The following is a 21,799-nucleotide window of genomic DNA, read 5'->3' as shown; positions in this document are numbered from 1 at the left end:
GCGAGCCGGAGCACCGCGCCGGTCGTCCGCCCGCCCGGCGACGGCGGCCCCAGCTACGTGCCGGTGTCCTGGCGCAGGTCCAGGAAGAGGCGCAGCCGCACGCCGGGCTCGCCGGGTTCCCGGGCTGTACGGTCCGCGGGCGCGGTGACGCACCGCGCGGCGGGCAGCGCCTGGGCCGCGAAGGCAGTCTCGTCGTCGGCGGCCGCGGCCTCCACCACGGCCAAGCCCGGCACGGCCACCTGCACGTCACTGATCCGCCTCATGCCGGGCGCTGCGCGCGGGCACCCGAAGCGGTTCTCCGGTCCCGCTGTCGTCATCCGACCCAGTGGCGGCGGCCTCGAGGGACGACGCCCTGTGCCCGGGGGTGCGCGACGGCCGGCCGGGAGCAGGCGGCGGCCATGGAGGCCACCGGCCGTCTCCTGATGTTCAGCGCATTCTCTGAGACAACCTCTCTGCCCCGTGCTTTTCCGCTGTGACCGGCAAGGACGATCCGTGAGCACCGCTTGGCCGGCAGGCGGGGGAGGTCTGGCCCTGGCCGAAAGAGGGTGGTCGCTCACCTCGCACTCCATGAAAGGAGCCCAGGCCGACAGGTTCCGGTCAAGAGACCCCCGGGAATCAGTAACGGAACTGTCAATTCCGCCTGCCTGCCGTGGTGATTGATGCCGTTAGGTCCCGCTTCGCCCCGGTGAAGCGGTGGGGCTGATTCCGGCCCGCATGCAGATGACGTTCGAGGGGACGTCGCGCCGGTTTGTGTGCTTCCTGTGTCAACTTGTGCGCCACCGGTGGCCGTTGTGGTCGCTGGTTCTGACTGCCCGTCTGACTTCCTGTGGGGGGAAGCTGATGCACTCGCGTGCTGCGCGCACGCCCCTGTGGCGTGCCCGGAGAACACACAGAACCGCTCTCGTCTCGGCGATCACCACGGCCGCCGTGGTGATCGCCGCGGCTCCCGGCCTGGCGGCGGCGCCGAAGCCCCAGTTGCCAAAGCCGGAGAGTCCGTGGACGAAGCCGACGAAGGTCGAGGCTCCCGCGACGCCGGCCGGTTCGGTCAAGGCGCCGGAGTCGGAGGCGGAAGCGAAGCCGTCGGCCGAGGTCGCGGCCTGGCGGGCGGCGCAGAAGGCCCGCGCCACCGGCGAAAGCTCCGACAAGTCCTCGGCGTCCCGCTCGACGGCTGCCGCCGCGGCCGCCGGCTACCTGCCCGAGGGGCAGGGCCAGGTGCCCTGGCACCAGATCCTCGACACCCGCCTGAACGACGCCCTGGTGGCGCGGGTGAATGTCTCCGACGGCAACCTGATGCTGGCCGCCACCGACTTCGACATCGCCGGCGTCGGCCAGAAGCTCCAGCTGGCCCGTACCTACAACTCCCTCGAGGCGCCCTGGGGGAAGGTGTCGCAGCGCTGGTGGCAGGCCTACGAGCGCTACCTGCAGGTGGGCGACGGCGAGGTCGACGTCTTCGACGCCACCGGCGACCTGCTGCGTTTCACCGCCAACGCCGACGGCACCTACACCACGCCGGCCGGTTACTCGAAGGACCTGAAGAAGAACGCGGACGGCACCTACACCCTCACCGACCGCAAGTCCGGCACCAAAGACACCTACAACCAGCACGGCACCCTGCTCAAGGTGACGGACAGGAACAAGGGCACGATCACCGTCGACCAGCACGACGAGGGCAGCGAGCACAAGGGATTCAAGCTGACCGAGACCCGCTCCGGCCGCTGGATCGACCTGCTCAAGACCTACCCGAACCAGTGGCAGGCCAAGGACCACACCGGCCGCACCGCCGTCTTCGACCTCGACGCGGCCGGCAACCTCGCCAAGGCCACCGACACCGCCGGCAAGGCCACCGCCTACGAATACGACGGCTCCCGACGGGTGACGAAGGTGACCACCCCCGAGGGCACGGTCACCCAGTTCACCTACGACGCCCACAACCGCGTCACCTCCATGCAACGCGCCACCGGCACGACGGGAACTGGCCACACGGGCCCGACCTGGCGCTACGACTACAGCGCGGCCACTGCCTCGGATGCGGGCACGACGACGCTCACCGACCCCGACGGCGACGAGACCATCTACACCCACAACGCCGACGGCGAGGTCACCAAGGTCACCGACCCGCTCGGGCACTCCCGCCACTCCACGTACAAGAACCACCTGACCCAGACCGCCACCGACGCGATGGGCACCGGCACGGACGGCACCGGCGGCAACACCACCACCTACGGCTGGGACGGCCGCAACAACGCCGTCTCCCAGAAGCTGCCGATGGGCGCGACCGCATCGGTGACGGCCTATCAGACGGTCGCCGGCACGGACCTGCCCAACGACTTCACCAGTGCCGACGGCCGCAAGGACAGCTTCAAGTACGACGCCAACGGCAACACGATGTCGGTGACCACCTCCGGTACGGCGGGTGCGACCCGGGAGTACACCTACAACGAGGCCACCCCGAAGTGCGGCGGCTTCGAGGGCCAGCGCTGCACCGTCAAGGACGGCAACGGCAAGGTCACCTCCTTCACCTACGACGACCACGGCAACCTGTGGAAGGTGAAGCCGCCGGCGCCGCTGGGCGAGACGACCTACACCTACGATCCGCTGGGCCGGGTGGAGACGGTCAAGGACGGCCGCGGCATCACCACCGTCTACGGCTACGACACCCGCGACCGCGTCCGCGAGGTGTCCTCCACGAACGCCACGGTCACCTACACCTACGACGGTGACGGCAACGTCACCACCCGCACCGACGCCTCCGGCACCACCACCTGGGAGTACGACAAGCTCAACCGCGAAAAACGCCGCACCCTGCAAAACGGCGCCCAGACCGCCCTCGCCTACACCCCGGGCGGCGACGTCGACTACTACACCGACCCCACCGGCACCACGGACTACACCTGGGACAAGGCCGGCCGCCTGGACTACCTGACCGCCCCGGACGGCAAGAAGACCGACTTCGACTACGACAACAACGACAAGCGCACCAAGACCGTCTACCCCGGCGGCACCACCCAGACCGTCACCATCGACAACAACGGCCGCCCCAGCGCCGTCAAGACCACCTCCGGCACCCAGACCTTCGTCGACCTGACCTACAGCTACGCCAGCGCGGGCAAGGACACCACCAAGATCCGCACCCGCACCGACAACCTCACCAAGGACAAGACCAGCTACACCTACGACTCCCAGGACCGCCTCACCTACGCCCTCGAAGCCGACTCCGCGGGCGCGCGGAAGGCGTCGTGGCTGTACTGCTTCGACAAGGCCGGCAACCTCACCAGCCAGGACGGCAGCGCATCCGCCTGCCCGGGCGCCACGACCTACACGTACGACGACGCCAGCGAACTGACCGGAAAGAACGGCTCCACCACGGGCTGGTCCTACGACAAGCTCGGCAACGAAACCGCCGCCGCCGGCACCACCGCCCGCACCAACGAGACCTGGACCGACTACAGCCAACTCGCCGGCATCACCGCGGGCGGCAAGACCTACGACCTGGTCCACGCCGGCACCAGCAACGCCGAACGCACCAAGTTCGGTTCGACCTGGTTCCACCACACCGCCCTCGGCCTCGCCTCCACCACCACCAACGGCGTCGACACCGGATTCATCCGCGAACCGGCGGGCACCCTGAACTCCATGACGACTGGGGGGAAGTCCTACTACTACCTCACCGACGCCACCGGCAACGTCCTCGGCCTCGCCGACGACACCGGCAAGCGCACCCACACCTACGCCTACGGACCCACCGGCGCGCCGCGGAGCACGCCGACCGAGACCGTGCCCCAGCCGTACCGGTACGCGGGTGCGTACGCAGACCCGACCGGCCTGTACAAGATGGGGCACCGCTACTACGACCCCGCCCTCGGCCGCTTCACCCAGCCCGATCCCTCCGGCCAGGAATCCAACCCCTACCTCTACGCCGCCGGCGACCCCATCAACAACAGTGACCCGACGGGGCTGTTCAGCTGGCCTGATGTGGGAAGCGCTATTGGTGGTGCCGTGGCTGGCCTCGCTGCTGCAACAGCTGTGGCCGCAGCTTGCGCAGGGACGGCCGGAATAGGCTGCGTGGCCGCCGGCGCGGTAACAGGCGCCCTATGGGGAGGCGCCGGTGCAGGGCTGGGAGCCGTGGTCGCGGGCGGAGACAGCGACGACGCCAAGAACGCTGTCCTTGGCAGCGTCGTCGGCGGACTCATCGGCGGAGCGAAAGTCTGACCAACAGGGAGAACACCTGTGCCTGACGCGAGCAAGGCGTATGCGATCGCTTGGAAGCGCGGCATGCTCTTCGCACTGATCGGTGCGGTGCTTGGAACAGTGCTGAGCCTGGCCTTTGGCTTCATCGGCACACCCTGGCAGGGCGCGCTGGTGATGGGCGCCATTGGTGCCGTCGTCGGCCTGATCCAACCACCACTCGACCGAGCGGTCCGAAGGTCCGTCTATCGCGATTAGTGACGCCCGCTCTGTGACCGCTCGCGAGCAAGTGACCTTCCTCCAAATTGCGGCCCTACGCCGGATCCGGCGTAGGGCCGCAGTGCGATTGACCGTGTGAGACTGCACGGCCAGCTCTGCTGACCCTCTCGCGGGTGAACGTTGGCTTCCGGGAGAACTGCTGCCGGTGGCGGTGCGTCGTGCCGACCATGGAAGCGATCAACGAAACGCATGTGTCCGAGCCCGGTCTGGTCGTGGTCGACGTCGCCACTGCGGATGATGAGACCGCGTTCGCGTTTCACGCGGCGCTGGCGGCGTGGTGGGCGACGACGTCGGTGGAGCGCACCACCCGGGATGCCGGTCAGGCGGGTGTGCGGCTGCGCTGCTACCTCGACATGCGTCAGCCGCTGGCCGGGCCCGGCGGGGGAGGGGCCTGATGGTGCGCCGGCAGGTGGTTACCGTGCGAGGGTGACCTCGACCGGGAGGTTGGGGCAGCTCGTGGTGGCCTGGGCGCCGATGCTCGCGCTGACCGGCGAGTCCAGGTTCTGGGAGCCCCGCCGTCTGCGGTTCCGCCTGTTCAGTGCGGCGGGGCAGTTGGTGACCACCGGCCGTCGGCGGATCCTCCGCCTGGCCCGGCACTGGCCCTCCCAGATCACCGCTGCCCTCGAACGGCTCGCACTCCTGCCGAACCCTGGCGCCCAGCGGGAGCCGGCGATCCGGACCAGGTCGACGATCTCGATGCCGGCGGGTGCGTGGGCCAGGTAGTAGGCGATCTCGCCGGGGTTGGACAGGCTGCGGCGGGCCATCACCCACCGATGGTGGGTCGGCGGGTCGGGGCCGAAGATCAGGTTGGCGGGCAGTTTGGCCGCGGCCCAGTCGTAGATCCGCGGGCCCTTGGCCCTGTCGCCGCAGGAAAGCCGCTGCCAGGCATCACCAGGTGCTTCGTCGATGAGCTGGTCGATGCGCCAGATGCCCGCCAGGGACTTGATCTGCTGGGACTTGGGCACGGCGACGACGTAACCGAGGCCGAGTTGCTCGAGCAGGCGGCGGAAGCTCCAGTCCTGCCCGTAGGCCTCGTCCGCGGTGACCCACTGGGCGGGCAGGCCGGCGGCGAGGCAGCGACGGACGATGTCTCGGGCCAGTTCCGTCTGGCGTCAGTTCGCCAGATCGAGTGCTCAGCCTGAGGCGCCCTCCAGCGGAAGGTGGTCTCGGAAGTACTCCGACTCCAACCACTCCTCCTTCACGAAGAGCGGACGGGTCAGGCGCGTTGCCCCGACCTGCTGCGAGCGGAGAAAAACCCCTATATCAGTCAGGGAAAGCGAGCCATCAGGCGTGTAGAGCAGGCAGTTCCCATGCTCCGCAGCGTGGTCCAGCAGGAACTGCTGGCCCTGCTCCGGATCGCTTCCCGCCAGCGGGAAGCCAGACAGGAAGACCTGCGGACCGGTGACCGCATCCAGTGCAATGCAGGCCAGCTTGCCCACGTCGTAGAACGCTTTCAACCCATCCGGGAAGTCCTCCTGCGCATACGGACCGCCAGCCCGTTCCTGCGGTTCAGGAGCCAAAAGTGCCTGGGCGACCTCGGCTGGAGACATCCCGAACTGCAACGGTCCCACACCGACTCCCGACCGCAGCTCCCAGCGCTCCCGCTCCGCGTCCCCGCCCATCCACCCACTCCTACGCCCGGCCGACCCGGATCTGCTTCTGCTGCTCAAGCCGCATGCGCAAGGCCATGGGCCAAGATGCCAGCTCAGCTGCACAAATGCCAACGGGAGTGCTGTTCTCAGCCGGGCCCATTCTGAAACGATCAGTGAGTAACCCAGCCTGGAGACACACAGATAGGTACGCTCCGCTCCCGGAGTTGCCGTCGGTGACACCTGATGCGTCATGGTACCCAGGGGTCAGAATGGCGGGTCGTCGGAGTAACCGTCAGCCCATGGGCCCTCTACCGGTTTGGAGCCCCAGCGTCGTGGGTCGGGCAGGGGGCCGGGCTCTCTGCCCCAGGTCATGAGGCATCGCTGAGCGAGGTATCGGTAGCCTCGGTTCTCGCTGGTGCCAAGAGCGCGTACGAGCGGCACAACTTGCGGAATGTGCACGGCCAGTTCAGACACGGCGAGTGCCATCGCAACTGCGTGCACGGCGGCTTCCTGGAGCAGGGGATCCGCATCAGCGAGGTATGGCTGCGCCACCTCGTAGATCAGAGGGAGGACAGCCCGCACCGCTGCGACATCGGCAGGCTCTCCCGGGCCCTCTTCGTCACAGGTCGCATCATCGTCGCATCGTCAGCGAGGTCGCCCAGCCACTCCAGGAGCGCCGCACGCACAGGCCGGCGGCGCTCCTCGTAGAAGTAGACCCCCGAGGCCATCGTCCGGGGATGGTCAAGGATGGCGATGACGAAGCGAGCCGACGGGGCGGTAGCGGCGTAGATGCTGTTCTGGTGCGTTACTACCTGCCTGAGGTCGTCTACGGCGGCCCTTTGAACGTCCTCATCGTCATCCAGCAGCCCCGCCAGGATCACGTGAGTCGCCGGGGCGACGTTGGGACAGCAGTGATCGACGCTGCTTCAGTCCGTCGCCAGCAGGAGTGCCCAAGGGTCGATTGCCTCGCTGTCACCATTGAGCACCATGGGCGCAAGTGTGGTCTGCGGGCAGCAGGCCGAACAAGGCCCGGTCAGGTGCCTTCTGGCCATGCCCGAAGGCACCGTCGATGGCCCTAATTCCTGACAGTCACGTCTACGCCCTGTGCACCGGGCTGGACTCGCCGTCCAGCAGTCGCACCGGTTCTGTCCCGGCGTCACGTCTACCCCGCTGCCGTGCCGCAGGACGCGGGTACGAAGACCATTTTCCGATGCCGGCGGTGTTGCGAAGGCGCACGCGTACAACGCCGACCGAAGGCCGGCAAGGTGCAACGTCCTCCAGGTCTGGCCGGTCGTGCCTGTTGGTGCCGGAAATGTCCAGACGCAGGGGCAGTTCTCCAGTGGGTGGCCGGGTGGGTTCCGGGCCCCCTTACTGCGGTCGGTCGAATGCGCCCTGGTCAGGGCCGGCCTCGGGAGAGCATCCCGAGGCGTCAACTTTGTTGATCTTGCTGCGTCGCATCTGAGGCCGACTCGTGATCAACTTTCATACAACCCTCGGTAAACGTCGAATTCCTCACGTGCCGTTCCGGAACTTGACGGTATGTTGTCCGTTTTTCTGCCCGTTGACCTGACGTTCTGTTGAGGCGTTAGTTACCCCTGGCTACTTTGTAAATCTTGTGGGTGGGGTGTGGCAGGGATGTGGACCCGGTTGCGGGGCGGACGAGGGGTGCTGCCCGGGCTGAAGGGCCGTGCGGGGAAACCTGCCGGAGAACGTGGCCGCAGTGCCACTGCGGGTGTGACGGCGGTGGTGTGTGCGGCAGTGGTGGCTGCCCTGGTGCCGGGGCCGGTGGCCCACGCGGTTGATGAGGAGCCGCCGGCTTCGGCGCCGTTGTCGGAAGGGCAGAAGGCCCTTGAACAGGCGCAGGAGTCCGGTCAGCGGGTGGAGGTGACGGGGGAGCGCACGGAGCGGACCACGGTGTTCGCCAACCCCGACGGCTACACGTTCACGCTGGAGGAGTCGTCGGTTCCGGTCCGGGTGCCGGTGTCGGGCGGTGGCTGGCAGAAGCCGGACGCGACGCTGGTACAGCACGCGGACGGCATGGTGGGCCCGAAGGGTGCTGCCGTGCAGATGGCGTTCTCCGGCGGCGGCGACGGCCCGCTGGCGCGGATCGAGGACGCGGGCCGCTCACTGGCGCTGGACTGGCCGGGCACGCTGCCCGCCCCGCGCCTGGACGGGCCGAGCGCCCTGTACCCGGAGGTCCTGCCGGGCGTCGACCTGCAGGTCACGGCGACCCCGCAGAGCTTCCAGCACGTCCTGGTCGTCAAAACCCCGGAGGCGGCCGCGAGCGAGGAGCTGCGGAAGCTCACCTTCGGCCTGGAAACCAAGAACCTCGCCGTCCGTGAGGGCGCGGCCGGCAATCTGGCAGCGGTCGACGGCAACGGCACCACGGTCTTCAAGGCCCCGCCGGCCCGGATGTGGGACTCCGCCGGCCAGAACACCACCACCGGCACCCAGACCCAGCTGATGACCGCGGCCACCGACGACCCAGCACCCGGCGCCACGGGTGAGCCGTCGGACCCGGCGGAGACGGCCCCGTCGGGTTCGGGTCTGGAACCGGGCCAGGGCGACACGGTGACCCGGATGGACATCGAGGTCGGCAAGGACTCGCTGTCCGTCATCCCGGACGCGGACATGCTCACCTCCACCGAGAAATCCGCGTTCCCGGTGTTCATCGACCCGACGGTGACCTGGGGCGAGTCGGAGCGCACCCTGCTGCGCAGCGACGGCTACGAGTCCTACGGCTGGGGCAACGGCGACGACGACCAGGGCAAGGGCGCGGGCAAGTGCGGCTCCTGGAACGGCTACTACTGCGGCCCGGGCTATGTGCAGAAGCTGTACTTCGAGTTCTCCCCGTCCAGCCTGGCGGGCAAGCAGATCCTGGACGCCACGTTCCGTGTCACTGAACCGTGGGCGTTTCAGTGCGACCCCCGCTGGGTCGATCTGGTCCGCACCGACAACATTTCCTCCTCCACGACCTGGTCGTCCCGCCCGAAGGAGCTGGACTGGATGGTCGACCGGTATGTGTCGGCCGGACGGGGCTCGTTGTGCGATCCCGGCTCGGCGGATGCACCGATCGAGTTCAACGACAACCCCGAAGAGACCAACGAGAACCTCACCCCCACGGTGCGGGACTTCGCGGCCGGCAAGTTCTCCCGGCTGACCCTCGAAGTCCGCGCCCATGACGAGTCGGACACCTCTGCCTGGAAGCGGTTCAAGAACGACGCGGTGCTCGCGGTGGACTTTGTCGGGTTGCCGGACAAGCCCACGGGCGTCGGTCTGCAGGGCGGCGGAACCAGCACGACCCCGGTGTGCGAGCGCAGTGAGAGCGACCCGGCGGTCATGTCCTACCCGGAGCCGACGCTGAAGGCCACCGCCCAGACCAAGGCGGGCGGCGAGAAGGACGCTCAACTGCGGGTCTTCTTCGACGTCGACGTGAAAAGCGGCACCACCTGGGCGGACGTTCCTCCTGGCAACGGCGAACTGAGCCCCTCGACCGGTTATGTGGCCGACAACCGAGCCGTGTCCTTGAAGTGGTCGAAGCTGACCGACGGCGCCCTGTACCGCTACCACGCATGGACGTGGTCGTACTACAACGGCGGTTCCAGCCACCTGAGCAGCGTGGCCTCCGACGGCTACTGCTACTTCCGCATCGACTCCACCCGGCCCAAGGCACCGCAGATCAGTGTCGGCTCCCCGTACACCGAGTGCACGACCAACGACTGCGCGGCCCGCGGCGGCCCGGGAGTGAAGGGCACATTCACCTTCAGGCCCGCGGCCGGTGACACGAACGTCGCCTACCAGTACAAACTCTCGTCACAGGCCGCTTGGTCCGCCGAAATCAAGGGCGCGACCGCCTCCGTGCCCATCACACCCACACGGGCTGGTCTGCACCGCATCTACGTACGGGCCAAGGACAGCCTCGGCTGGGGAGCGCAGACCGTGGTCGACTTCCTCGTCGCAGCCGGAGACGGCCCCATCGGCCAGTGGTCCTTCGGCGAGGACAGCGGGATCGCGGCGGACGCCGCTACTGCGGACGGCCGTGACGACGCAATCCTGTCCGGGGGAGCGCTGCGCGACGACCGCGGCCGGCGCGGCCTGATCACCCACGACAGCAACGACGTCCCGATGGAGACACCGGTCACGGACAAGGGACTGGTGCTGAACGGCAGCACCGGGTACGCGGCCACCACCACACCGGTGGTGGAGACCCGGGCCTCCTACACGCTCTCCACCTGGGCCCGCGTCGACGCGGGCGTCAACCGCACCATGACGGTGCTCGGCCAGATACCCGACAATCCGAGCCCGTTCGCGAAGAAGTACACCCCCTTCGGCCTCTCGTACGCGGGCGGCGGAGCCAACACCTGGAGCCTGAGCGCGCTGGGCGCCGACGGGGTCCTGCACAAGGCCACCGCACCCCAGGCCACACCCCGCGGGGTATGGACCCACATCGTGGGCGTCCACGACGCCGAGAAGAACGAGATGCGTCTCTACCTCAACGGCAAACTCCAGGCCACCACCGATGCCGGAACCCCGTGGGAGACGACCGGCACGCTGCAGATCGGCCGAGCGATGTGGGCCGATGTGCCCACCGACTACTTCGCCGGCTCCATCGACGAGACCACGGTGTGGCAGCGGGCCCTGACTTCGGAAGAGATCACCGATACAGCGACACCGATGAACTCGCCCGCCCACGCGGCGGTGGAACTGGTGGCGGACTGGTCGGCCGACCGCAGCAGCAATAGCACCATCGCGGACACCACCTCCGGCTACGGCAGGTCGCTGACACTGGCGGGCGGGGCGTCGCTGGACGGCGAGGCGATCGTCCTCGACGGCGTGGACGCCGCCGCGACGGCGTCCGGACCGCTGGTGGACGACACCGGGTCGTTCACCGTCACCACACAGGTCGCTGTGGACAGGAACAAGATCGCCTCGAAGCCCGTGGGCTACACCGGGCAGGTCCTGGGCCAGCGCGCGGCGGACGGCTCTGCGTGGGGTATCTGGTTCGAGCGGGGCCCGAACAAGACCATCTGGGACGAAGAGGTCATGGATTACGTGACCGTCCCGACGGGCTACTGGCGCTTCGGTCGGCTCAACGCCGATGGCACCTTCAGCGCGGTGGCTTCCAGTGAGGAGGCCGCGATCGGTCCGATGACGCGGCTGACCGGTGTCTACGACGCCTCGACCGGCACGATCAGCCTCTATCTCAGTCATCTCCGCAACGGGGACCCGCAGGTCTTCACCGCGAAGATCGGCTCGGGTGACTTCGCTATCGGCAAGGGCCTCAGCAAGACCGCCTGGGAGCACTTCCTGCCCGTCAGGGTGACGGAGGCGCGGGTGTGGGTCGGTGCGATGGCAGGCCCGGAACAGATCGGCGAGAGCGTGGGCGGCTGACGAGGCGCCGGGTCAGGACAGCCCTGGAACGGCTGTCCTGACCCGGCACGGACAGGGCACACACGCCGAGAGCGCGAGCGGCGTACCGGACTTCCTTCTGAACATTCCTGGATGGACGAACAACGATGAGCTTTGGCATAGGCACCTCAAGACACGCCGGTGAGGGCGGCGGTAGGCGGCGCACCGGCAGGCTGCTGGCACAGTCACTGGCCCTCGCCTTGATCGTGCCCACCAGCCTGGCACAGGTGGCCCAGGCGGCCGCCCAGCCCGGCGGACTGGGCCGGCCCGACGTGCCCAAGACCCAGGCGACCAAGGTCAAAGCGTTCGTCGGACCCGGTGCGAAGAAGGCGCGGGCCAAGGCCGCCAGGGAACGCAAAGCCAACGCCGAGCAGGCCCAGCATGCGACAGCGGAACGCAAAACCGCCTGGCCCCAGCATGGCACGGCCACCATCCCGCTCACACCCGGCACGGATCGCAAGGCGACACCGGGCAACATCCCCGTCACCCTGAGCCCGGCAGCACCCCCCAAGTCGCGTTCCGCCGCACCGGCTACCGCCACGGCGGGAGGCGAGGCGCAGATCACCGTCCTGGACCAGGACACGGCCCGCAAGGCAGGGATCACGGGTGTCCTGCTGACGGCCGCGGCGGACACCCCCGGCGCGGCCACCGTCCGTGTCGACTACAGCAGCTTCGCCTCGGCGGTCGGCGGTGGCTGGTCACAGCGGCTGCGCCTGGTACAGCTGCCGGCCTGTGCGCTGACCACTCCTGGCAAGGCCGAGTGCCGTACGCAGACGCCGCTGGCGACGGACAACGACCTGGACGGCCAGACGGTTGCGACGACGGTCGCCCTGGACCGGGCACAGAGCGGTGCGTCCACACAGCTGCTCGGCAAGGCGGGCAGTACCGCCTCCGGTGTGACGGTGCTGGCGGTCACCGCCGCATCGGCGGGCTCGGGACAGGCGCCCAAGGGCGCCGGTGACTACTCGGCGACGCCGCTGTCGGCGTCGTCGTCCTGGGAGGCGGGCGGCAGCTCGGGCGCGTTCACCTGGTCGTACGACTTCACGATGCCGCCCGCGGCGGCCGGCCCGGTCCCGCCGCTGTCCCTGTCCTACGACTCCGGCAGCGTCGACGGCCGCACCGCGACCACCAACAACCAGACCACCACGGTCGGCGAGGGCTTCAACCTCACCGAGTCCTACATCGAGCGCTCCTACACTTCTTGCGACGACGACGGCCACGACGACGTCTTCGACCAGTGCTGGAAGTACGACAACGCCCGCCTGGTCCTGAACGGCAAGTCCACCCGCCTGGTCAAGGACAACACCAGCGGCACCTGGCGGCTGGCGGACGACGACGCCTCCACCGTGACCCGCTCCACCGGCGCGGACAACGGCGACGACAACGGCGAATACTGGACCGTCACCACCGGCGACGGCACCCGTTACACCTTCGGCCTCAACAAGCTGAACGGCGCCGCCGACCAGCGCACCAACTCCACCTGGACCGTCCCCGTCTTCGGCGACGACTCCGGCGAACCCGGCTACACCAGCGGCGACGCCTTCGCCGACCGGGCCCTGACCCAGGCCTGGCGCTGGAACCTCGACTACGTCGAAGACACCCGGGGCAACGCCTCCACCTACTGGTACACGAAAGAGTCGAACTACTACAAGAAGAACAAAGCAACCAAGGCCAGTACCCCCTACACCCGCGGCGGCTACCTCGACCGCATCGAATACGGCCTGCGCAAGGACGCCCTGTTCACCGACAAGGCCGACGCGAAGGTCTCCTTCACCTACACCGAACGCTGCACCGCCTCCGACTGCTCCAGCCTCACCAAGGACACCGCCGAAAACTGGCCGGACGTGCCGTTCGACGCGATCTGCTCCAAGGACGACGACGAGTGCAACGCCGCCGGCCCCTCCTTTTTCACCCGCAAGCGCCTCACCAGCATCAACACCGTCTCCTACAACGCCACCACCGGCGCCTACGACCCGGTCGACTCCTGGACGCTGACCGAGGAGTACCTGGACGGCGGGGACATCGGTGACAGCTCCGACCAGGTCCTCACCCTGAAGTCCATCAAACGGACCGCCAAGGCCGCCGACACCCCCATCACCCTCACCCCGGTCACCTTCACCTACCAGATGCGGCCCAATCGGGTCGACGCCACCGACGACATCCTGCCCCTGACCCGCCCCCGCATCTCCACCGTCACCTCGGAGACCGGCGCCATCACCGAGGTGACCCTGTCGTCACCGGAATGCGTGCGCAGCGAAGTCCTGGGCGCCGCCCCGGACACCAACACCCGCTCCTGCTATCCGCAGTACTGGCACATCAACGGCGCCGAGAACGCCGCGATCGACTGGTTCCACAAGTACCGCGTCACCGCCGTCGGCGCCCACGACGCGGCCGCCGCCAACCCGGCCGTGGAGTACGCCTACTCCTACAGCGGCGCGGCCTGGCACCACAACGACGACCCCCTCATCCCGAAGGACGAGCGCACCTGGTCCGACTGGCGCGGCTACCGCCAGGTCACCGCCTACACCGGCGCCCTCAACACCACCCGCTCCAAGACGGTCTCCCTCTACCTGCAGGGCATGCACGGAGACAAGACGAAAAACAGCACCACCACCAAAACGGTCACCGTCCCCCCACTGCTCGACACGGACGTCGACCTCCCCGACGCGGCCGACAGCGACCAGTACAAGGGCCTGCTGCGCCAGCAGATCACCTACGACGGCAGCCAGCCCATCAGCAGCGTCTTCCACAACTACACCTACAAGAACACCGCCACCCAGACCGTCCCGGACGCCGCCGCCCACACCGCCCAGTGGGTCCGCACATCCTCGACCTACACCAGCACCTACCTCACCACCTCTGCCAAGTGGCGCACCCACACCGCCGCCAACAAGTACGACGACCTCGGCATGGTGTACGCCGCCGACGACCTCGGCCAGAACGACGTGAGCGGCGACGAAACCTGCACGCTCACCTGGTACGCCCGCAACCCCGACATCGGCATCACCAGCCTCGTCTCCCGCACCCGCACCGCCGCCAAGCCGTGCTCGGTCACCGACGCCAGCCTCAACCTGCCCGCCACCAGCACCGTGTCCGGCGACGTCCTCGCCGACACCGCGGCCGTCTACGACACCGCCGGCGTCACCACCTGGCTCGCCACCCAGAAGCCCACCAAGGGCGAGGTCACCTGGGCCGGCCGGGCCACCGGCTACACCACCACCCCCGCCGGCGACGGACAGCGCCTGCCCTCCGGCTGGCAGACCACCGCCACCACCACTTACGACACCCTCGGGCGCCCCCTGACCGTCACCGACACCGCGGGCCGCACCACCTCCACCGCCTACACCCCCACCGCCGCAGGCCCCCTGACCAGGACCATCACCACCGACCCCAAGGGCTGGTACTCGGTCAGCTCCTTCGACGCCCGCCGAGGACTCGAATACCGCAGCCTCGACATCAACCGCAAAAAGACCGAGCAGACCTTCGACGCGCTCGGGCGCCTGACCCAGGTATGGCTCCCCAACCGGGACCCGGCCAACCAGGCCCCCAGCGCGAAGTTCGCCTACCACCTCGACACCACCAAGCCGTCCTGGGTGTCGACCTCGACCCTGACCAACGACAACACCACCTACAACACCAGCTACGCCCTCTACGACTCCCTCCTGCGGCCCCTGCAGTCCCAGACACCGACCCCCGACGGCGGGCGGCTGCTCACCGACACCCACTACGACACCCGCGGCCTGTCCTTCGAAACCTTCGCGGACATCTTCGACACCACCAGCACCCCCAACAGCACCTACACCCGCGCCGAATACGGAGAAGCCCCCACCCAGACGGAAACCGTCTTCGACGGCGCCGGCCGGCCCACCACCAGCACCCTGTACGTGGGCGGCGTCAAGAAATGGGCCACCACCACCAGCTACACCGGTGACTCCACCGCCACCACCGCCCTGCAGGGCGGCTCCGCACAACGCACCATCACCGACATCCGCGGCCGCACCACCGAAACCCGCACCTACGCCGGCACCACCCCCGCCGACGCCGGCTACGGCACCAGCCCCGCCACCCCCTACACGTCCACCAAGTTCACCTACACCCCCGCCGGCCGGCAGAAGACGATCACCGGCCCGGACGGCGCCACCTGGTCCTACGGCTACGACCTGTTCGGCCGCCAGACCAGCACGAACGACCCCGACAAGGGCAAGGCGACCACCGAGTACAACGCGCTGGACCAGGTCATCAAGACCACGGACTCCCGTGGCAAGGCGATCCTGAGCGCCTACGATGAACTCGGCCGTCCCACCGCCACCTGGGCGGGCTCGAAGACCGACGCCACCCAGCTCACCGGCTACACCTACGACACCCTCCTCAAGGGCCAGCCGACCTCCTCCACCCGCTACATCGGCGGCAAGACCGGCGCCGCCTACACCCAGGCCGTCACCGCCTACGACACCATGGGCCGCGCCACCAACACCGAGCTGCGCCTGCCCGCCAGCGACCCGTTCGTCAAGGCAGGCCAGCCCGCCACCCTCGCATTCGAGACGCACTACAACATCCCCGGCGCGGTGCAGCTGACCGGCGAGCCGGCACTCGGCGGCCTGCCCGCCGAACTGACCGACTACGAACACGACAAGCTCGGCAACCTCACCTCCATCGGCACCTACCTCACCGACATCGACTACTCGGCCCTGACCGAACCCCAGATGCTGACCCTGGGCACCGGCACAAGCAGCGTCTTCGTCGCCAACACCTTCGAACAGGGCACCGGCCGCCTCACCCGCAGCTACACCCAGGACCAAACCCACCCCTACCAACTGCAGGACCTCAACTACACCTACGACCAGGCCGGCAACGTCACCTCCATCGCCGATCCCACCACCCTGGGCGGCACCAGCAGCGCCGACACCCAGTGCTTCACCTACGACGCCCACCAGCGCCTGACCGAAGCCTGGACCCCCACCTCCCAGAAGTGCACCGACGCCCCCAGCGCTACCGCACTCTCCGGCCCCGCCCCCTACTGGACCAGCTACACCTACAACACCGCAGGCCAGCGCGCCACGGAAACCAAACACACCGGTAGCGCCACCACCAAAACCACCTACTGCTACACCAACACCGCCCAGCCCCACACCCTGACCGGCACCACCACCAAGACCGACTGCGCCGCCCCCGAGCGCACCTACACCTACGACACCACCGGCAACACCACCAAGCGCCCCGGCAGTACCGCCACGCAGAACCTGACCTGGTCGGAAGAAGGCAAGCTCACCAGCCTCACCGAGAACGCCCAGAGCACCGACTACCTCTACGGCGCCGACGGCACCCTCCTCATCCGCGCCACCAAGAACGGCGAACGCGTCCTCTACGCCGGCGCCACCGAACTCCACCTCCGCGCCGACGGCACCACCTGGGCCCAGCGCTACTACACCGCCGACGGCATCACCGCCGCCATGCGCTCCAACCAGACCGGCACCACCAAGACCACCTACCTCGTCAGTGACCCCCACGGCACCTCCAGCCTGGCCATCAACCGAGACAGCGCCCTGACCTTCACCAAGCGCTACACCACGCCCTTCGGTGAAGACCGTGGCAAGCCGCTGTACGGTCCCTGGCCCGACGACAAGGGCTTCCTCGGCAAAACCCGCGACACCACCACCGGCCTCACCCACATCGGCGCCCGTGAGTACGACCCCAGCCTCGGCCAATTCATCAGCGTCGACCCGCTTCTGGAAGCGGGCAGATCCCAGACGCTGAACGGCTACAGCTACGGAGCACAGAACCCCCTCCTCTTCTCCGACCCCACTGGCATGGGCCTCGCCTGCGGCGGAGCCGGCGGAGCATCGGAAGGATGCCCGAATCGTCCCGACGGCTCGAAGGGAAACGGGCGCCCCAACGAAGCAGTCTCTGGACCACCCAAGACCCAGCACCCTTGCAACAGCAACTGCGGAACCGCCGATTGGAAAACCGAAGGAACAGGCGTGGCCGCGGATGTCGACAACGACGGCTACATCTTGCTGCTGCCCGGAGTTGCCATCCCGAGCACAACTAAAGATGTACAGGTTTTTGTCCAGGCTTTCTATACCCAATTGGAAGGCCTCACTGAATACGGAATTGCCTCCTACGCGGATCACCAAGATGTGCCGTACGTTCGGGCCGATATCTACAAAGCTCTTCTCGATTCCTGTCACCTCACCGGCTGCTCAGACTGGAAGAAGTTCTTCCTGTCATGGGCGAAGGTGAACGCAGTTGCGGGCATAGCGGAAGGCGGCTTGGGTAAGGGATCCACCCGTGGGTCGGCGGCGGGGCGAGGCGGTTGCCTTCACAGCTTCGTCGCCGGGACAGAGGTGCAACTTGCCGACGGTAGTGCGAAGCCCATAGAAGATGTGGAGATCGGCGACAAGGTCACGGTCACTGACCCGGAAACCGGAAAAACCGAAGCGCACGAAGTAGTCGATACCATCGTCACCCAGCACGACGAAAACTTCGTGCAGGTCACTGTGGACCAGGACGGTGACACAGGGCAGGGATCGCTTACAGCGACGACCACGCATCCCTTCTGGTCGCCGTCTGCGGGTGGTTGGGTTGACGGTGGCGAACTCCGAGCCGGAATGACGCTACTCACGCCGGATAGGCGGGCGGCGAAGGTCGTGGAGGTCCGTCACTTCACGATGCCGCAGGTCACTTACGATCTCACGATCGAGGGTGTCCACACGTACTATGTTCTGGCGGGGGACACGCCGGTTCTCGTTCACAATTGCAACACGGGGCCTCGAGGCTTTCCGGCAAGAGCACTTCCCAGAAACAAGCATGGAGAGCCCGTCGGTGACCCGGATGCTGCCGGATATCCCCACACGGTACTCGGACAGAAGAAGGGTAGGCGCGAAACGTATGCTCAGGCCCGTGAGTTTGATGCGGAAGGGAAACCCGTCAAGGACGTGGACTTCACCGATCATGGGCGCCCGCGGGACCATCCCGATCCGCATCAGCATCCGTACAGTGAAAATTCAACCGGTGGCTCACGAAGCCGTGGTGACGCTGAGTCGTTGGAAGGGTGGGACTACTAGTGAGTAAACTGGTGAGGTTCCGAATGCACGATGGGCAGGGCGGACTTGTGGGCCTTGCTGATGTGCTGACCATGGTCCCGGACAACGAATGGGTTTGGAGCATGCTGGATTTCGATGGGATCGGGCGCGTTCCTGGCGGGCTTGAGTACCACGAATTCAGAGATAATATGCTCGCCTTGCCCGAGGGCTACATCATGTCGTGGTCTCAGTTGCAAGACTTTGCGGCCGGAATCAGGCAGTGTTTCGATTTGCTCGTTGTGGCAGTCAAAGAATACGACCACCTATCGCCAGAGAGGTTTGCTCTGGACGACTTTGGAAACTGCCTGATGACCCTCGCGGCAATTGATAGCGGTTCGTGGGAAGTGACCGTAGACGACGGCGTCGAAGCCAACTCCGGAATTGCGGTTGAGCTCCAAGAGCGCTATCGAGGCGAGTTGAGATAGGCGTGTAGCGCGCTTGCGGTAGCTATACAGTGGAGCCCCGTCAGGTGCGTCCTGACGGGGCTTCTACGTTGGGTGACGACAGTAGTCGCCGGCAACGTCAGCGGACGATGACTCCGCACTGTGCGTCATCGCGGATCAGCTTGTAGCTGAGGCTGATCCTTTGGAGTGGACACCCTGACAATGGATCTTGATAGTCCAGGGAGGGATGTCCAGGTGGGACGTAAGTCTCCGTATCCGGAGGAGTTCAGGAAGGACGCGGTCGCGCTCTACCGTGCCGGGGGCGGCAAGCGCACATACGCGGCGGTGGCGGCGGACCTCGGCATCACCGCCGAGTCGCTGCGAACGTGGGTCCGCAAGGAAAACGAGTCCCAGGCAGTGCCCGAGCGCCGCGAGGCCGGCGGGAGTCCGGCTGAGGAACTGGCCCGGTTGCGGACGGAGAACGCCCGGCTGCTGAAGGCGGAGAAGGAGTGGCAGCTGGAGCGCGAGATCCTGCGCCGGGCAGCTGCCTATTTCGCCCGGGAGGTGAAGTGAGCCCCCGCCGCTGGGACTTCATCTCCGAGAATCGCGCCGACTTCGGCGTGAAGCGGATCTGCCGGGTCCTGGGCGTCTCCCGCTCCGGCTACTACCAGCACCGGGCCACTGCAGACGCCCGCGCCGAACGAGCCGTCGAGGAAGAGCGGACGGTGTCGGAGATCCGGCAGATCCATGCCGACCACCAGGGCGCCTATGGTGCCCCGCGCGTCCATGCCGAACTCCGCTCCCGCGGGAGAAGGATCAATCGCAAGCGCGTGAGCCGGCTGATGAGGATCAACCGCATCGTCGGCCGTCATCTGCGGCGCAAGAAGCGCACGACCATTCAGGACAAGACGGCCCCGCCTGTGACGGACTTGGTGATGCGTGACTTCACGGCGGACATGCTCAACACCAAGTGGTGCGGCGATATAACGTACGTCGCCGTCGGCTCGACCTGGCTGTATCTCGCCACGGTCATCGACATCTGCTCGCGGCGCGTGATCGGCTGGTCGATCGCGGACCACATGCGCACCTCGCTGGTCACCGACGCGATCGAGATGGCCGTGGCTGCCCGCGGCGGTCACATCCACGGCGTCGTCTTTCACACGGACAGGGGCGCGCAATATGGATCGGCCGCCTTCGCCGAGGTCTGCCGTCGGCACGGCATTCGCCGCAGCATGGGCCGCGTCGGCTCAAACTATGACAACGCCCTTGCTGAATCGTTCTTCCAGGGCCTCAAGCGCGAGTTGCTGCACGGAAGGCGCTGGACCTCAAAGGCGCAGACGCGGCTGGAGCTGTTCAGGTGGCTGTCGTACTACAACCGGCGCCGCCGCCACTCCGCCCTCGGCTACCTTGCGCCAGCCGATTACGAACAGCAACTGATCACGTCACGTACGCTGTCACTCGTCGCGTGAAACCCGGTGTCCACCCCCGGGGAGCAACCTCAGGTGAGCATTTTCCCGAACGCGCGGACGTGCCCGGTGAGGGCATCCAGTTCGGGGCAGCCGGCGAGGACGGCTTTGAGCTTCAGGCGCTCGCTCTCCGGCAGGGTATCGGGGTGGGTCAGGATCCAGCTGGTAACCGTGCGTGGGGACGGCGGGCGGGCTGCTGGTGCGGTCGGGGCTGTGCGGAACGGCTGGAGGTAGGCGCGGACGGCTCCGTAGCCGCCGGTGTAGCCATGAGCCTTGATCTCTTCCCAGAGGGTCCAGGCGTTCGTGCAGCCTTCGGCCCATCGCTCGTGCAGGTAGGGCTTGAAGTCGTCGAGCTTGGTCGGGCGGTTCTGCCACTGCCCCTGGAACAGGTCTTCCGGCCTGGCAGCGTCGGCCAGCCGTTGGACGGTTCGGTAGGTCATGCCGAGCTGGCGCTGGATCGAGCGTCGGCTGTGGCCGGCAGTCAGCAGCGCGTGGACGGTGGCGTGCTTGGCCCGGGTGCGATCGGCGAAACGGTGCCCGGTCGGACATGGCGACCCGCTCTCGGCCGGGGCCGGCGCCTTCTCCGGCTCCGACTCTACGAAGGTCGCACGTAGGCACGGGCGGTGGCGGGAGACACACCGCTCGGCCGCTTCGCCGAGGTTGCGCCACAGGTGGAACCGGTCGGCGACCTGGATCGCAGTGGGCGCCCCGATCCTGGCCCCCTCGGCGAAGAACGGAGCACGGTCACGGCAGACGACCTCGATCCCCGGGCGTTCGGCCAGCCAGGCCGCGACAGTGCCCGCCTCACGATCCGGCAGCAGGTCAATCGGCCTGCGAGTCTCGACGTCGACCAGTACAGTCCCGTAGACACGGCCCTTGCGCATCGCGTACTCGTCGACACCGACCACCCGCGGGACCTGTGGCTGGGGTTCCGGGAGGGCGTCGACCAGCCGCAGGAGCGTATTCCGGCTGATCCTCGCTCCGAAGACGTCGGCCAGCCTGGCACCGGCACGGCCGGCTAATGCGAGGCCGACCTCGGCCAGCACTGACCGCATGCGTTCGGTCCGCTGGCTGTATCGCCGGGTCAGGCCCGCGACCTGCTCGACGAACGTCCGTCGCCCGCAGGAGACGTCCTCGCACGTGAAGCGCCGAACACGAAGCCGCAGCACCACGCGCCGTCCCGCCACGGGGAGGTCAGCTGGAAACCGCAGGTAGGAGCCGTGCACCCGCCCCGACCAGCTCCCACAACCCGGGCACCGAGCCCCAGCCGTCCGGCATCTGACACCGACCCGAATCACCTTGCCATCGTCCTGCACTGACTCCACCCTGATCCCCGGATCCGCCAGGAAGAGCAGCTCTTCCAGCCGGAGTAGTACCTCGCGCACAGCCCAGAACCATCAGCC

11 protein-coding genes and 2 pseudogenes are annotated in these 21,799 nt (G+C 67.5%); 8 read left to right on the top strand and 5 right to left on the bottom strand.

The features are described from left to right. Positions 1 to 53 precede the first annotated feature (53 nt). Complete coding sequence (locus ACZ4V6_RS32110) at positions 54 to 263, bottom strand: DUF6207 family protein (RefSeq protein WP_467834178.1); 210 nt, start codon at positions 261 to 263, stop codon at positions 54 to 56. Between the two features lie 577 nt (positions 264 to 840). On the opposite strand from ACZ4V6_RS32110, the gene ACZ4V6_RS32105 reads away from it, so the two are divergent. The 4 genes and pseudogenes from ACZ4V6_RS32105 to ACZ4V6_RS32090 form a co-directional block, all read left to right on the top strand. Further along, entirely contained in the window at positions 841 to 4,209 is a 3,369-nt protein-coding gene (locus ACZ4V6_RS32105) for an RHS repeat-associated core domain-containing protein (protein ID WP_467834176.1), read from the top strand. 18 nt (positions 4,210 to 4,227) lie between these two features. Then, a complete protein-coding gene (locus ACZ4V6_RS32100) occupies positions 4,228 to 4,443 on the top strand; it encodes a YMGG-like glycine zipper-containing protein (RefSeq protein WP_467834174.1) in 216 nt (71 codons plus the stop codon). A gap of 188 nt (positions 4,444 to 4,631) precedes the next feature. Continuing rightward, positions 4,632 to 4,859 (top strand): DUF6207 family protein, encoded by a 228-nt coding sequence (locus ACZ4V6_RS32095; protein WP_467834172.1) that lies wholly within the window; start codon positions 4,632 to 4,634, stop codon positions 4,857 to 4,859. A gap of 61 nt (positions 4,860 to 4,920) precedes the next feature. Further along, positions 4,921 to 5,118, top strand: a pseudogene (locus ACZ4V6_RS32090) (IS1380 family transposase); the annotation flags it as partial. On the opposite strand, the pseudogene ACZ4V6_RS32085 reads toward ACZ4V6_RS32090, so the two are convergent. From ACZ4V6_RS32085 to ACZ4V6_RS32075, 3 genes and pseudogenes are all read right to left on the bottom strand, one after another. Further along, positions 5,118 to 5,567, bottom strand: a pseudogene (locus ACZ4V6_RS32085) (transposase); the annotation flags it as partial. The pseudogenes ACZ4V6_RS32090 and ACZ4V6_RS32085 overlap by 1 nt on opposite strands. Positions 5,568 to 5,597: 30 nt before the next feature. Beyond that, a complete protein-coding gene (locus tag ACZ4V6_RS32080; RefSeq protein WP_467834170.1) occupies positions 5,598 to 6,086 on the bottom strand; it encodes a hypothetical protein in 489 nt (162 codons plus the stop codon). Positions 6,087 to 6,616: 530 nt separating this feature from the next. After that, a complete protein-coding gene (locus ACZ4V6_RS32075; protein ID WP_467834168.1) occupies positions 6,617 to 6,937 on the bottom strand; it encodes a hypothetical protein in 321 nt (106 codons plus the stop codon). Positions 6,938 to 8,123: 1,186 nt separating this feature from the next. Between ACZ4V6_RS32075 and ACZ4V6_RS32070 the strand changes: the two genes are divergently transcribed. The 4 genes from ACZ4V6_RS32070 (at position 8,124) to ACZ4V6_RS32055 (ending at position 20,399) form a co-directional block, all read left to right on the top strand. Further along, on the top strand, positions 8,124 to 11,447 hold the full coding sequence (locus ACZ4V6_RS32070) for a laminin G domain-containing protein (RefSeq protein ID WP_467834197.1): 3,324 nt from the start codon (positions 8,124 to 8,126) through the stop codon (positions 11,445 to 11,447). Between the two features lie 125 nt (positions 11,448 to 11,572). Beyond that, positions 11,573 to 18,529 carry a polymorphic toxin-type HINT domain-containing protein gene (locus tag ACZ4V6_RS32065; RefSeq protein ID WP_467834166.1) on the top strand — a complete coding sequence of 2,319 codons (6,957 nt, stop codon included), beginning with the start codon at positions 11,573 to 11,575 and terminating at the stop codon, positions 18,527 to 18,529. 23 nt (positions 18,530 to 18,552) lie between these two features. Beyond that, the gene (locus ACZ4V6_RS32060; RefSeq protein WP_467834164.1) at positions 18,553 to 18,972 is read left to right on the top strand and encodes a hypothetical protein; all 420 of its coding nucleotides are present in this window, start codon (positions 18,553 to 18,555) and stop codon (positions 18,970 to 18,972) included. Positions 18,973 to 19,185: 213 nt separating this feature from the next. Beyond that, positions 19,186 to 20,399, top strand: a protein-coding gene (locus ACZ4V6_RS32055) for an IS3 family transposase (protein ID WP_467834162.1) whose coding sequence is annotated in 2 segments (ribosomal slippage) — positions 19,186 to 19,435 and positions 19,435 to 20,399 — 1,215 coding nt in all. Because the reading frame shifts where the segments join, the coding sequence is not laid out codon by codon here. 29 nt (positions 20,400 to 20,428) lie between these two features. Here the strand turns inward: ACZ4V6_RS32055 and ACZ4V6_RS32050 are convergent. Continuing rightward, positions 20,429 to 21,694, bottom strand: a complete 1,266-nt coding sequence (locus ACZ4V6_RS32050) for an ISL3 family transposase (RefSeq protein WP_467834195.1) — start codon at positions 21,692 to 21,694, stop codon at positions 20,429 to 20,431. Between the last annotated feature and the right edge of the window lie 105 nt (positions 21,695 to 21,799).

Source organism: Streptomyces sp. NPDC029152 (assembly GCF_055564355.1).
This window is presented reverse-complemented; position numbering and strand designations above follow the sequence as displayed.